Raw genomic sequence first — 13,494 nt, 5'->3', positions numbered from 1 at the left:
GTCTATGAAAATCCAATTCCTGCTTGTTACTGCTCCACTTCTGGCGAGTCTGGTATTCGTCGGATGCAGTGATACTGAACAAGTAAAAATAGCCAATCCCGCCTCTGAGTATTGTGTCTCCATTGGTGGCAAATTAACAATTGAGAAAACCGCTGAAGGTGAACATGGGATCTGCACCTTACCCAGCGGTGAAGCAATTGAAGAGTGGGCGTTATTCCGTCGCGATCATAAGGAAGAAAAGCCATAGTAACTGTGGCTATTTTTACTTTTAATAAAAACAGGCGCCATTAGCGCCTGTTTTGTTAGCTGTACTTAATTGGGTCATACCCAACAGTCTTAACGGGCTAAGTGTTCACCGCGCCAGATTTTGCGCTTAGCTGCTGACTGGAAACTCCACGCTAAAACCCGCGTAATTTTATTACCCTGCTGCATCTCAATCGTTTTCACAGTATCGACTTTCAACTGCGCTAAGGCTTGATAACAAGGTTTCAGGTTTTCCTTCTTCGACACTAGACTGGTAAACCATAAGCATTGATCTGCAAACATTTGGCTCTCACGGATCATAGTCGCTAGAAACTGTCGTTCACCGCCTTGGCACCAAAGCTCAGCCGCTTGACCGCCGAAATTCAGCTTAGGCGCAGCCTTTACCAAGCCACCCCGATTGAGCTGCAGATTATTCACCTTACGCTTTGTACCTTCGCTCGCCTCAGCCATAGAGGCATGAAATGGCGGATTGCACAGGGTTAACGCAAAACATTCTCCGGCTTGAATGATTCCCTTGAAGACCGCCTTGTCATTTGGCTGTAATCGTAAACTTATCTGCCCTTGCAGCACTGGGTTTTGCTCAATAATACTCTGCACATTACTGAGTGAATGGGCATTAATATCCGAGGCGACAAATTGCCAACCGTATACTTGGCAACCCAATATGGGATAAATACCGTTTGCGCCAGTGCCGATATCTAATACCCTAGTTTTATCCAAAGCAAATACATCATCGCCTTCGGCTAGAAGGTCTGCTAAATAATGTAAATAATCGACTCGACCGGGAATAGGAGGACATAACGCTCCATCAGGAATATCCCAAGATTCAATCCCATAATGGTGTTTCAGTAGCGCCGCATTAAGCATCTTAACCGCTAACGGATCGGAAAAATCGACCGATAAAGCCCCATAAGGCGTGGGTCGAACAAAGGCTTTTAGCTTAGGGAATGAACTCATCAGCGCCGGAAAATCATAGCCGTTCAAGTGTACATTTCGAGGATGCAAAGCTTTTTTGATCTCAGCACTGCGCCTGTTTTTGACCGACTTGGCTTTGCCTTTCACCTCAGTTCTAGCCTGCTTTGGTGCTTTAGTTTTTGCATGACCAATGTTGGCTGTACTCGTTAGGCGTTTCGCAGTTACTAATTGGACGGGTTTAACGGTAGGTTTTGACATAATAGCTCATGTAACGCAATGGGCCGACCTAAGTCAGCCCATAGAGTGAGGCAGTAAATTAATCGTACAGATAAGAGGTAAACAATAAGTTTACGATCAAGGGTTTACCAGCTTCTTTGGTGATCAAATTGTTAACCATTTCAAAGCACTCACGACGAATCTCTTCACGACCCGTGAGCGACTTAATCTTCTCTTCCGATTGATTGCCTAACACTTCAACAATTGCGGCTCGCAATAATGGATTATGGAGCTCAATTGTCACTAGATCATCTGGACTCTTTACCATTAACTCAACGCTAATCTTCACAAAACCCAATTTCTTGCGATTAGAAATATAGTTAGTGACAATTTCGGGTTCGAAACCATAGTAGGCATACTCACCCGTAGGTGGGGTTGCTGCTGCAGGTGCAGCTTCTTTTTCATCGGCCGCATAAACACTGAAAACACTTGTAAACAGGATAAGACAGACTGAGAGTAATTTTTTCATAGCGACTTACGGCTCCCTAAAACAATAATGGTAATGGAAGAAACTTCCCAATCTATATAGCCAAACAACCTGAAGATGCAGTGTCCGTATCTGGAAGTAGCTTGGGTATATATGCTCGCGTCGCGACATGCTAGACTGCCGACGTTTGTTTATATTGTAACGAGTATTTAATGAATGTGACTAGCTTAAGCTTTCCCTATGGTGAATCTATTCAGTGGTTTTCAGCCGATCTAGCCGACAAACTCCCCAAATCGCCCTTGAAAGAATGGTTGCTTGCCACTGGCAGCCTAACGCAAAAACTCAAAACTTGCTGCGCTCAATTTGAAGTAAAGATACTAGGCGAAGGACTGCATGCTCCCTTAGAGGGCGAATATCCCCAGCAAGGTGCTGTATGGATCCGTGAAGTCTTGCTTTGCCTCGACTCGATACCTTGGGTATTTGCCAGAACCTTGATCCCTGAAAAATTAATGGCCGAGCGCAAAATGGATTTCCTTAGTTTGGGTACTCGCCCCTTAGGTGAATTACTGTTTAGCCAAGATAACTTCATCCCCGGTAGAATCGAAGTGGCCAGTTTCGAAACCTGTAGTCGCCTTGCCCACTTAGCTGAAAGTTTAGATCAAAGTGTCGAACATGCACTCTGGGGACGCCGCCGCTATTTCCATCACGGTGAGCATGAAATGATCGTCAGCGAAATCTTTCTTCCAGCGGCCGAGCAAGCTATCCGTCAGTTTGAATCCGAGCTTTAGCCAAAGCTGCACTAATGACTGATGACAAATAAAAATGCCTCTAAATTAGAGGCATTTTTGATCTGCTATCACGCGATTCAATTAGCGAATATTTAACTGGCGACGCCAAGTCAATAAGCCAAGAAAAGCAAGGCTCAACCAACCTAGACTACCACCGCCAGAACTCTCATTCGCCGGCGGAGTCACAGGAGGTGTGACAGGGGGCGTAACTGGTGCAGTAACAGTCACTATCAAACTACTAATATCCTTAATATTTTGCGCATCAGTTACTGTAAGCGTCACAGTATAAGTGCCCGCCTTCGCATAGGTATGGTTTGGCGAAGCCGCTGTACTTGTGGTGCCATCACCAAAATCCCAAGCGTAGGTTAATGCCCCCATACCACCATTAATATTACTGGTGAAGCTTACAACTAATTGATTGACCGTATTAGTAAAACTGACTTTTAACGGCGCTACAGCATCAGAATTTGCATTTGCTAACCGAATCACCGCAGTGCTGTTATTACTGGCTTGCGATAGTACCTGCATCGTCAAACCTAACTGCTGCAATACTATGCCTGACTGGGGTTGTAGCGGCGCGCTGTAATCAAAACTATCATCGAACAGGCTAACAGCATCGAGATTATTGTCACCTGAATAGAAGGTTTGTTTTACTGTGCTAAAGGCTGCATCGCGGATTTGTACCTCGGTAGAGCGAGTGCCAATCAGGTTTTGGTCGGCATCAATCACGCCAATCAAGCCATGGCCCGCATGATCGGAGACATTATTGTCACTGTAACCAAAATCTTCTAACCAGACTAATACACCAGGCTCAAAACTTGCCACGTTTAAGCCAGCATCGACACCGTTATGGCTACGCAGTTGGATAAGATAGCGAGATGCCGCCCCAGGACGTGAGTCCTTAATCCGGCTATAACCGTAAAACGTCACTTTATCCGCGACTTCAGCGTTATCACTATAGAACTCAGCGGTATTTTGTTTAACGCTGATGTTATCGAGAGTGATACCTGACCCTCCGGTATAGTCATCGGTGACATAATTGATCTCGACCGCAATCGTTTTCCCTGAATAGGCAGATAAATCATACTCTAACGTTACCCAAGCATCATTGCCCTCCGCCTGAGCAATCGCAGACGACTCGCCAGTAATAATATGACGAGCGCTATTTACCCCATTGTTAAACTTAGTGTGATTACCCGCAATAGCCTCACCATCCACTTTCACTTGCATGTAGTCATAGTCACGTTCAATACTCCAACTGGCTTTCATACTCAGGATCAGTTTATCTGTCGTGACTGCGGGCAAAGTAACATTGAAATTCATGCTGTTATTCAGCATATCCCCTTGACCAGAATAATACTGATAACTGCCCTGATAAGGTGCTTTAAAGGGGATTGGCGTTGGAGGAAGTGGAATAGAGACTTGGTTAACCGCCTGATGATTAACCGCCTCATTCAAGGTCACATCCATGCCTGATTTAGGAATACTATCTAAGCTGATTTCACGTTCATTCAACCACTTACCTTTATATCTTTCCTGTAGGTAAGAACGCGCATAGGGACTAAAACCACTCGGCTGGGCACCAGCGATAGCGCCAGCCCAACTGCCTCCAGACATCAAAGACCATAACCCCACAGGCGAGCCGTCTTTATTGGTGTTATCAGTGGTATCGTATTCATCTGGCAGACCTAAATCATGGCCAAATTCGTGGGTACATACGCCCGTTGCCGCATCGATAGGCTGAATGGTGTAACCGAATACTTTTTTGTCCGTACCAGGAAGCGCATAGCCATTGGTTACTTGGTCAACAAAAAATCGATGCGACCAAATTGCACTCGCGCCTAAAGCTCCACCACCGGCTTCTTCACCTATGCTAGAGTGGAAAATCATCACATGGTCGATAATGCCATCGGGCTCGTTGTAATTACCGTTGTTGTTCAAATCATTTTGGTCTTCAACATCATAGCTAGTCAACTCTGCAGGAGACATATTCGCGACGGCTTGAGATACGGCTTCTTTTACCAATTGTTCGACCTGTGAATCACTACGAGTATCTGGATCATTAGCACCATAGTATTCGGCATTTTGTGAGGCGGTATACCAACCCTTTACATCCCCAGTAAAGGAGAAAGTTTGCCCAGAAACCGCTTGATAATATTGATACCCAGAATCTAAAGTCTGCCCCTGTGGACCTTTAAATCCCGCAGGCGAAAAGAGTAATTCCTTGTAGTGGGACACAGGATAACTCGGGTAATACATGGCTGTATCGCCCGCTTTTAAGCCATTGTTATCATGTTTTAAATCAGGGAAATCCACTAATACTGTGAGCACTTTAACGGTTTTCTTTACATCCGCATCGGCCTGTAAACGCTGTGCAGGTGAGCGCATCATTTGCGATGATTTAGCTCTTTGTAGACGCGCATGTTCAGCTTCAACTTCGATGCGCGGCGCTTTGGGTTGTGCCAAAGTGGCGCGATGAATATAAGCTTCTATCGCCTCCTGCTTTACGCTATCACTGTCATCGGCGGCCACTTCGCCACGCTTAATCAACCAATATAAAATTCGATCTTTATTAATCACACCCGCATCTGCAGGCGTATGATTCGGAGCCGCAATACTCGCGCCGCTAATCAATGCCAACATCAGTCCAAACGCTGTCACGCCTTTTGCACTTCGCATTTTTAACATCCTTCTGTAACAGCTAACGCCGTTTACGCTATTCTATTTATTGAGACTAGTGTCTCTTTGCATTAAGACAAATTACCTTTAATTAGTAACCTACTCAGGATTTATCCGTCTTCAAGTGATAGAGACAGAGTTTTCGACATTAGCAGTACTGCACCTCAGTAACAACTTGATACACCTGTTCACAGGTAAGATTTGCACTTTTGTCAGCAAATATTCAGCAAACCTCTGTGCTGACTCAATTCCAAGCCAAATCTCAGCCATAAAAAAACCGTATTAACAACGTTAATACGGTTTCGCTTTGATCAAACTAGATAAAGTTAGCCAGCGGTTTTCAGATAGTTTGAAATGCCGTCGAGGAACATTTGCACTGAGATCATGACCAGCACCATACCCATCAAACGCTCGACCGCTGTGAGCCCCTTTTCCCCCAACACACGGGTGAAAAGTTTATAAAACATTAAGATCACCGCACTCGCCCCCCAAGCTGACACTAACGCTATGGTCCAATCGCCCATACGTGAGCTATCGGTATGCGCCAGTAAAATCAAGGCTGCAAGAATCGATGGGCCAGCCATCAAGGGAATAGCCATAGGCACGATAAAAGGCTCTTCTCCCGCGGCTAATCCAACGACACCACCGGGTTGGGGGAAGATCATCTTAATCGCGATCAAAAACAGAATAATACCGCCTGCAATACTCACAGATTCGGAACGAAGATTTAAGAAACTTAAAATGGCTTCACCCGCATAAAGAAAAGACAGCATGATCACTAAGGCGAAAAGTAACTCTCGGATTAGTACCTTACGACGTTTCTTAGGATCGATATGCCGTAGAATCGACGCGAAAATCGGCAAATTCCCCAAAGGGTCCATGATCAGAAACAACATTACCGCAGCAGAAAATATATCCATTTAACGTATCAACACCCAAGCCAACATAAGCCGATATTATATACCCAAACAACCTGAAGATGCAGGATTCAGCGGGAATGTAACGCACTTTAGGCAAGGCCCTTTATTGCTCCTGCATAAATGGCATTCACGCCATCCATGGCGATTGCGGTTATTTGCGGACCTAGTGGGCTAAGTTAAAAATAACCAACACGGCATAAAGTACGTTACAACCCGCCGGAACGGAGCGCCTAGGGAGCTCCACTTCCGTGTTGCAACAATTCAAAAGGTGGCCGACATTCTGTCATTGATGCGCCTTGAATTGAAGCACCCTAGGCGCTCTGAAACTCGTATATTCAGGTAGCTTGGGTATAGTACCTTTTCTCGAGTTAGATCTGAAAATTTCTCCGCAGAATGGCCAAAGTGAATAAAATTCTCACCTTCAAAACACAGTATAAAATGTCAGTTGAGTAAATTGCCTGCAAGTCACTGCTCACTTTGCTTTACAGCTGGTATACTATGGCGTTTTTTCAGCAAATTTTCCGTGGAATCCATGCTCTATCTTCTTGCTAGCTGTATCGCACTCTTAATTGGCCCTCTGTTTTATCGCTACTTCTCATCGAGTAGTGGCTTACAAAAGGGGCTCGATGGTTTTATATTCGTCTCATTAGGCGGATTAGTGCTGATCCACATCTTGCCAGAATTACTCGAGCATGGTGGCATGCTTGCGATCGTCTTTGTACTCCTCGGCATCTGGGGGCCTACCGCCAGCGAACGCCTATTTCACCGTTATTCAGAAGTCACCCATAATTTTACGCTTTTCTTGGGTATTGGTGGCTTATTACTGCATACCATCACCGATGGCACCGCTATGGTTTTGGCGCAGCAAGACGATAACTCCATTCTGCTAGCTCTTGGTGTCATACTCCACCAATTACCCGTCGGTTTTGCAGTATGGTGGATACTTAAACCCCATCTCGGAACACGTTGGACACTTATGATCTTTGCAGCCCAGATGCTATTTACAGGCATAGGCTATTTCGCCGGTGAGCAACTACTTCCTTATTTAAATATCGATGACACTGTCTACTTACAAGCCTTTATTACTGGCACAATACTGCATGTGGTACTACATCAACCCCATGGTCAGCATGAAAGTGATACGCAAGGCAAATATGAATACCAAGCTGGCATAGGTAGTTTGCTCGGCATCGGTTTACTCGTGATATTGCTATTAATGGATTCAGGCGGCCACGAACATGCCCACCATGATCACAGCACAGAGCAATTAATGACTTGGCTATTAAAGCTCGCACCCGTGTTGCTGCTAAGCTATGGTGCGGCTGCGCTGCGCTTTAAATTAGGTTTGACGCCGCAGGATAGCAGTTTAGCCCGTCGCTGGTTCCAACGCTTAGCTGGGCCTGAAGCCTTAGTGATCACAGCTCTACTTCTCGGTCCTTGGTTAGCGTTATTCCAATTGCTTGTAGTGTTTATTCTGAGTGCATATTTAAGCCATGCTAACGTCACCATTACCGATCCACACACTAAATTACCCAGCAATTCACTGCGTTTCGGCTTTGCTCATTTAGTCGATCGCAGCGCACCTTGGATTTTACTTAGCCTAGTATTAGTGAATTTAATTGGCCACCCTTCAATGCCCTTAAGCAATCCATTGCTACAGGTTGTTGTGCTATTGCTTGTATTTTTACCTATGCGTTTCTGCAACTTAGGCGCTGCCGTACTCGCTCTTGCACTGGCTTATAGTGGCTGGAGTCCTATTGCGATTATGATGCCGCTGATTGCAGCACCTGTGCTCAACATAGCTCAGCTTAAGTTAATGACATGGACGCAAAGGGCGATATTACTGAGTATTATTGCGCTGAGCTTAGCCGCAGCATTACGCTTGCCACTATGGTTCTCCTTATTTACCTTGCCTGAAGTCGTGAACTTAATTGCTCTACTGATCCTCTCAGCGTTGTTTGCCGCCAGCTTACTGCGCTTAGGTCCACGTAAATTTTTACGCCGCTTAATGCTTAGCAAACCGGTAGCACATGCGCATAGTCACGCCCATAGCCATTCCCACGAGAATACACATACTCATGAATCTAGTGCTTCGCACACAGACGAGCAGAAACCTGTTGCGACACCTAGTGCCGATAAACATGTACATGAACACGCAAAAACGGATAAGCACTCGCACCACTAACGCTGTTCATTTGTGAGCAGACAGGCTAAGTTAATCTACCTTTGGATTAATTTAGCCTGCTATGTGCATACTCTTTGTCGCCATTAATGCCCATCCTAAGTATCCCTTAATCATCTGTGCCAACCGCGATGAGTTTCATCATAGACCAACTGCGCCAGCGCATTTTTGGCCGCCGGAAGAAAACATACTCGCGGGTAAAGATCTGCAGGCCGGTGGCACTTGGTTTGGCATCAATAAACAAGGACAAATCGCTGGCGTAACCAATCTGCGCGTTCCGCAAAAGAACCCTGAAGCCATGCGTAGTCGTGGCGAGCTAATTACTATGACGCTCAACTCAGGGTCGCTCGTGTGCCCTAATTGGCTCGTTGAACATAGCGACAATTATCAGCCGTTCAATCTCATCTTCGGCCAAGGTACTGACTTATATTGTTTTAACAGTATCAATAAAGACACAGTAAAACTTGCCGATGGATTTCATGCCATTAGCAATGGTGCACTCGATGATATTTGGCCGAAAATGGCGAAGGGACAGCAAGCGTTAGAAGCGGCAATCAGCCAGTCCAGCAGTATCGAAGTGCAAGTACTGTTACAACTAATGAAAGACGATTCCCAGCCGCAAGATAATGAGCTGCCTAATACGGGAGTCGGGATCGAGTGGGAACGGCGTTTAGCTGCGATTTATATTCGTCACCCCGACTATGGCACCCGCTCCACCAGCATTCTGCTCGAAGATGCTGAGGGCGGTATGCATTTCACCGAAGTGAGATACGATGGCAAAGGTAGACAGCTTGGACAGCAGGATTTCCATTTAACTCTGCCCGCCGAGCCGCCCACCAAACCAGACTGTTTATTATCGCAAATCTAATTTGAACTGCTGTGCAACACTGAGTGTAAAGGACACGGTTTAGTCTGAACTGTGGTCCATAGTGATCACCCAACGATCGTCGATTTTTTCAATCAACAGAGTAAACACGCCCGTTGGGGCATCTTTTATCCGCCGTAAATCCCAGCGCCCAACAACCATAGCGGCGTAATTACTGAGCATTTTGATTTCTTTGATAGTGAACTTCAGTTCACCAAGCGCTTCTTTATTTGGATAATTTTTCTTATAGGCAGCGAGAGTTTCTTCCCAGCCAAAACGAAACTTACCATTAGAGACAAAACGCAGTTGATCACTCTTCCAATAGCCTTGCATATAAGCATCGAGATCACCGCGATTCCAGGCGTCTTCTTGGCCTTTGAGCATCTGCGTAATTTCATCCGTCGGCACCGCATTAACATGACAAGTCAGCAAGAGTAACAGTGCCGCAAAAAAACGCTGCCAGATAACCTTGTTTAATAGTCCATTTTTCAACATAGTATCGTTCCCCCCACAATCAATCAGGTTAAACTGTATTATACCCAAGCTACCTCAAGATACGAGTTTCAGAGCGTCTAGGGTACACCAATTCAAGGCGCTTCAATGAAAGAATGTCGACCACCTTTTGAATTGATGCAACACGGAAGTGGGGTGCCCTAGGCGCTCCGTCCCGGCGGGTTTTAACGCATTTTATGCCGTGTTGGCTATTTTTAACTTAGTCCACTAGGTCCGCAAATAGCCGCCTTGCCTAAAATGCGTTCAATTCCCGCTGAATCCTGCATCTTGAGGTTGTTTGGGTATATCGCGAATTAAGTACAGACTATCTTGTTTAAGCCAGTTTAAAATCTAAAAAAGCTAATGATATTATTAATTTTTCGACTCTGGGCACCGAACTATGTTTACACCACTTTGCCGTTGGCTACTTAACACTTCAGGCTGGCAGATAGAAGGCCAACTGCCCGACTGTGCTAAATACATCATCATAGTTGCACCGCACACTAGTAACTGGGACTTCATTGTCGGCATTTTAGCCCGTGGCGCCCTAGGTATCCGCATTCACTTTCTCGGCAAACACCAACTCTTTATCCCGCCTTGGGGCTGGTTTTTCCGCGCCATTGGCGGCAGTCCGGTGGATCGGCGCAAGAACAACAACTTAGTCGATGCCGCCGTGCAGCTGTTTGAGTCAAAATCCGATTACAAGTTAGCGCTAGCGCCAGAAGGCACCCGCGGCCCAGTGACGCGCTGGAAGTGCGGCTTTTATCATATCGCCAGCAAGGCCCAAGTACCCATTACACCCGTTGGCTTAGACTTTAGCCGCCGCACTGTCGTTATCCGCACGCCACTGCAACCCAGTGACGATATCGTGACCGACATGCAAGAGATTTTGAGCTTCTATCGCACCATTAAAGGCCGTCATCCCAAGGTGATCCCTGATTTTATAGCGAGTGCTAAACATTAACATTTATTCCATTTAGAGCAGCAAATATGCAACCCGAAACTTGGTTACTCTATCTCTTCGCCATTGTATTGATTGGGATTTCACCCGGTCCTATCGCTATGTTGTCTATGTCCCATGGGATCCACTTCGGCAAGATGCGCAGCATAGCCACAGGCCTTGGCAGTGTTAGCGCCGCTTTAATCTTAATGATGGCGTCAGCGGCAGGATTGGGGGCGATTATTAGCGCCTCAGAATACGGTTTTACTCTGCTCAAATGGTGCGGCGCGGCCTATTTAGTATTTTTAGGTATTAAGCTGTTATTGACGAAAAACCAAGGTCAAGCCCTTGAAGTTAGCCCGTCAGAGGGCAAAGGTACGCCTTGGCAGCTTTATAAACAGGCGTTTCTAGTGGGGATCAGTAATCCGAAGGATTTACTGTTTTTTGCCGCCTTGTTTCCGCAATTTATCAATCTTGCCGCGCCGCAATTACCGCAACTGACCATTCTTGCAGTCACTTGGGCCGTGGTGGATTTTAGCTTTGTGATGATTTATGCCTGCATGGCCAATATACTTGCGCCCAGCCTAAAGGCGAGCAACAAGCTGCATTGGTTTGACAGAACCAGCGGCGGTGTTTTTCTTACCTTAGCCGCGATTCTGATCAGTCGAGACTAACCCTCGACCTTCACCGATTTTAAACTGCGAATATCATTGCCTGTTGGCGCTTGGAACGCCTGCAGACCAAACTCAGGCAATATTGCAAAAACATGGTCGAAGATATCCGCTTGTATCGCTTCATAAAATGCCCAGCGAGTGTCGTTAGTGAAGATATAAATCTCGATCGGTAACCCTTCAGTGGTCGGCGCTAATTGGCGTACCATTAAGGTCATTTCCTTATGGATTTTATCGTGACGCTGTAGGTATTCCTGCAGATAAGCGCGGAAAGTGCCGACGTTAGTCAAATGTCGGCCGTTCACTTTCATATCGAGATCCGACACTCTGGCATTCGACTCACGAATTTCGTTTATTTTTGCGGGGAAATATTCCTTTAAGCAATTGATCTTACTGAGACGTTCGCGCTCTTCCTCGGTCAAAAACTTTATGCTGTTGATATCGATATTAATCGCGCGTTTGATCCTGCGACCGCCCGACTCAGACATGCCCCGCCAGTTGCGAAACGCATCCGACACTAAGGCATAAGCAGGGATCATAGTGATGGTTTTGTCCCAGTTACGCACTTTCACTGTGGTCAGCGAGACTTCTTCTACCGCACCGTCGGCGCCGTATTTGTCCATCTGGATCCAGTCGCCTTTACTCACCATACGGTTTGCCGCTAACTGAATGCCCGCCACAAAACCTAAGATAGTGTCGCGGAACACTAACATCACAAAACCCGTTGCCACACCTAAGCCGCTGAGGAAGTACACAGGTGATTGATCGGCCAAGATTGAGATAGAAACGATAATCCCAACAAAGAATAAAAATAGCTTAGTTAACTGTACGAAACTCTTAACAGGCAAGCGCCGACTCACCAGATTCACATCTGAAATTTCATCAACCGCATCCATACCTGCATACATAGCGCGGATAATCAGCACCACTAACCAAATACTCAGTAATCGGTCGACTAGCCCGCTTAACAGTGGATGCTCAGTCAGCGCGATTGGCACCAATAGATTAAGTACGATAGCGGGCACAAGCATGGCCAGCTTTTCAAGTACCTTATAACGCATGAATACATCGTCCCACGTCGCCTTAGAGCGCAGGATTACCATATTCACCGCACGAATCACCACGCGTCGGACAATAAAATAAGCGATGCTCGCTAACAGTAAGCAAGCAATGACCATAACTGTGGTCGATATTCCATCAGAGGGTTGGCTATCAATCCCAAAGCCCGCTAACCATGCCGAAATTTCGAGCCTTATTTCCTGATCCACAATTTCACTCCAACGTAGGCGCTAGCGCAACAAACCCATACAAAGGTAACTGCCGAGTTGACCTCGGTTAAATGTCACCCTAGAAAACACTCAAATCAAAACACAAAATATTTACAAATACTTATTTTAAAAGAGATTTTAGCATTTTGAATTGACCCCGCACACAGGAAAATGAACAATATTTCCCCTACCCCTAAGGAAACCATCCCATGTGTCGTCATTCATATACGCTAGCCTGTCTTAGCATTGGACTCCTGAACCTATGCCAACCGCTTCAAGCGGCCGAATATAGCACTTCTAAGCAATTAGTTAAGCCAGATAAATCAGACGAAACTGCCAATACACCTTATATCGCCCTTATGCTCGATTATATTCCCGCCGCAGATAATCTCTATGGCATTACAATCGCCCCCTATCATTTCGATAATAATTACCAACAATGGGGTTATTACCTAGGCTATGCCCGCAGTCGTGAAACCGATATTATCGTGCCAGAACCCGCGCAGTCCTATCGCCAAGAAAGCCTCTTCCGCTTAGGCTTAAGCTACAGCTTAACGGCAGATTTAAGCTTTTATGCCGGCGGCAGTGGCTATATCAGCACAGTGTCTTACACGAATAACATTTCACCCAAAATTGTCGATGGCAAACCCACATGGGAAGAAGATAAAACAACCCGTTGGGGCGCAGAAGCTGGGCTAAGATATCGAATCACTGAGCACTTCATACTGAGTGCCGGTTATAACTCCAGCACAGAATCCACTATTTTAAGCATAGGTTACGCGGGCTAAGCTCCTAGCGATTGGGCTT

General features: G+C 46.0%; 13 protein-coding genes. 7 read left to right on the top strand and 6 right to left on the bottom strand.

Features of this window, described 5'->3' with window-relative positions; genetic code table 11:
* Positions 1-4 precede the first annotated feature (4 nt).
* A complete protein-coding gene (locus L5M71_RS09070) occupies positions 5-247 on the top strand; it encodes a DUF333 domain-containing protein (RefSeq protein WP_263207019.1) in 243 nt (80 codons plus the stop codon).
* A gap of 89 nt (positions 248-336) precedes the next feature.
* Here the strand turns inward: L5M71_RS09070 and rlmF are convergent, their stop codons facing one another.
* Positions 337-1,437 carry a 23S rRNA (adenine(1618)-N(6))-methyltransferase RlmF gene (gene rlmF / locus L5M71_RS09065; RefSeq protein WP_263207017.1) on the bottom strand — a complete coding sequence of 367 codons (1,101 nt, stop codon included), beginning with the start codon at positions 1,435-1,437 and terminating at the stop codon, positions 337-339.
* A gap of 58 nt (positions 1,438-1,495) precedes the next feature.
* A complete protein-coding gene (locus L5M71_RS09060) occupies positions 1,496-1,924 on the bottom strand; it encodes a flagellar basal body-associated protein FliL (RefSeq protein ID WP_105250969.1) in 429 nt (142 codons plus the stop codon).
* A 170-nt stretch (positions 1,925-2,094) separates the two neighbouring features.
* Here L5M71_RS09060 and L5M71_RS09055 point away from each other — a divergent pair, with 170 nt between their 5' ends.
* On the top strand, positions 2,095-2,670 hold the full coding sequence (locus L5M71_RS09055) for a chorismate--pyruvate lyase family protein (protein ID WP_263207015.1): 576 nt from the start codon (positions 2,095-2,097) through the stop codon (positions 2,668-2,670).
* A gap of 81 nt (positions 2,671-2,751) precedes the next feature.
* Here the strand turns inward: L5M71_RS09055 and L5M71_RS09050 are convergent, their stop codons facing one another.
* Positions 2,752-5,349: an immune inhibitor A domain-containing protein gene (locus tag L5M71_RS09050; protein ID WP_263207013.1), complete on the bottom strand. Its 2,598-nt coding sequence runs from the start codon at positions 5,347-5,349 to the stop codon at positions 2,752-2,754.
* Between the two features lie 326 nt (positions 5,350-5,675).
* Entirely contained in the window at positions 5,676-6,269 is a 594-nt protein-coding gene (locus L5M71_RS09045; protein ID WP_011848195.1) for a YhgN family NAAT transporter, read from the bottom strand.
* 532 nt (positions 6,270-6,801) lie between these two features.
* Here L5M71_RS09045 and L5M71_RS09040 point away from each other — a divergent pair.
* Together L5M71_RS09040 and L5M71_RS09035 are read left to right on the top strand one after the other, a co-directional pair.
* Positions 6,802-8,454 carry a metal transporter gene (locus L5M71_RS09040; RefSeq protein ID WP_263207124.1) on the top strand — a complete coding sequence of 551 codons (1,653 nt, stop codon included), beginning with the start codon at positions 6,802-6,804 and terminating at the stop codon, positions 8,452-8,454.
* Between the two features lie 61 nt (positions 8,455-8,515).
* Positions 8,516-9,319 (top strand): NRDE family protein, encoded by an 804-nt coding sequence (locus tag L5M71_RS09035; RefSeq protein WP_131525674.1) that lies wholly within the window; start codon positions 8,516-8,518, stop codon positions 9,317-9,319.
* Between the two features lie 39 nt (positions 9,320-9,358).
* Here L5M71_RS09035 and L5M71_RS09030 read toward each other — a convergent pair whose 3' ends face one another.
* Positions 9,359-9,811 (bottom strand): YybH family protein, encoded by a 453-nt coding sequence (locus L5M71_RS09030; RefSeq protein WP_263207010.1) that lies wholly within the window; start codon positions 9,809-9,811, stop codon positions 9,359-9,361.
* Between the two features lie 397 nt (positions 9,812-10,208).
* Between L5M71_RS09030 and L5M71_RS09025 the strand changes: the two genes are divergently transcribed.
* Positions 10,209-10,772, top strand: coding sequence for a lysophospholipid acyltransferase family protein (locus L5M71_RS09025; RefSeq protein ID WP_219254651.1), 564 nt, complete (start codon positions 10,209-10,211; stop codon positions 10,770-10,772).
* A 26-nt stretch (positions 10,773-10,798) separates the two neighbouring features.
* Entirely contained in the window at positions 10,799-11,422 is a 624-nt protein-coding gene (locus L5M71_RS09020; protein ID WP_263207008.1) for a LysE family translocator, read from the top strand.
* Here the strand turns inward: L5M71_RS09020 and L5M71_RS09015 are convergent.
* Entirely contained in the window at positions 11,419-12,687 is a 1,269-nt protein-coding gene (locus L5M71_RS09015) for a mechanosensitive ion channel family protein (protein WP_263147138.1), read from the bottom strand. The genes L5M71_RS09020 and L5M71_RS09015 overlap by 4 nt on opposite strands.
* 209 nt (positions 12,688-12,896) lie before the next feature.
* On the opposite strand from L5M71_RS09015, the gene L5M71_RS09010 reads away from it, so the two are divergent.
* Positions 12,897-13,475 carry a porin family protein gene (locus L5M71_RS09010; RefSeq protein ID WP_263207007.1) on the top strand — a complete coding sequence of 193 codons (579 nt, stop codon included), beginning with the start codon at positions 12,897-12,899 and terminating at the stop codon, positions 13,473-13,475.
* Positions 13,476-13,494 lie beyond the last annotated feature (19 nt).

The sequence above is a fragment of the Shewanella sp. SW1 genome, from assembly GCF_025653545.1.
Lineage (GTDB): Bacteria > Pseudomonadota > Gammaproteobacteria > Enterobacterales > Shewanellaceae > Shewanella > Shewanella oncorhynchi.
The sequence above is the reverse complement of the archived record's forward strand: the minus strand, read 5'-3'. Positions and strand labels throughout refer to the sequence as shown.

Bases quoted from the DNA above. Each gene is read 5' to 3' on its own strand.
- L5M71_RS09045 (WP_011848195.1), bottom strand. From the start codon at position 6,269: ATGGATATATTTTCTGCTGCGGTAATGTTGTTTCTGATCATGGACCCT.
- L5M71_RS09070 (WP_263207019.1), top strand. From the start codon at position 5: ATGAAAATCCAATTCCTGCTTGTTACTGCTCCACTTCTGGCGAGTCTG.
- rlmF (WP_263207017.1), bottom strand. From the start codon at position 1,437: ATGTCAAAACCTACCGTTAAACCCGTCCAATTAGTAACTGCGAAACGC.
- L5M71_RS09030 (WP_263207010.1), bottom strand. From the start codon at position 9,811: ATGTTGAAAAATGGACTATTAAACAAGGTTATCTGGCAGCGTTTTTTT.
- L5M71_RS09025 (WP_219254651.1), top strand. From the start codon at position 10,209: ATGTTTACACCACTTTGCCGTTGGCTACTTAACACTTCAGGCTGGCAG.
- L5M71_RS09060 (WP_105250969.1), bottom strand. From the start codon at position 1,924: ATGAAAAAATTACTCTCAGTCTGTCTTATCCTGTTTACAAGTGTTTTC.
- L5M71_RS09050 (WP_263207013.1), bottom strand. From the start codon at position 5,349: ATGCGAAGTGCAAAAGGCGTGACAGCGTTTGGACTGATGTTGGCATTG.
- L5M71_RS09040 (WP_263207124.1), top strand. From the start codon at position 6,802: ATGCTCTATCTTCTTGCTAGCTGTATCGCACTCTTAATTGGCCCTCTG.
- L5M71_RS09020 (WP_263207008.1), top strand. From the start codon at position 10,799: ATGCAACCCGAAACTTGGTTACTCTATCTCTTCGCCATTGTATTGATT.
- L5M71_RS09035 (WP_131525674.1), top strand. From the start codon at position 8,516: ATGTGCATACTCTTTGTCGCCATTAATGCCCATCCTAAGTATCCCTTA.
- L5M71_RS09010 (WP_263207007.1), top strand. From the start codon at position 12,897: ATGTGTCGTCATTCATATACGCTAGCCTGTCTTAGCATTGGACTCCTG.
- L5M71_RS09055 (WP_263207015.1), top strand. From the start codon at position 2,095: ATGAATGTGACTAGCTTAAGCTTTCCCTATGGTGAATCTATTCAGTGG.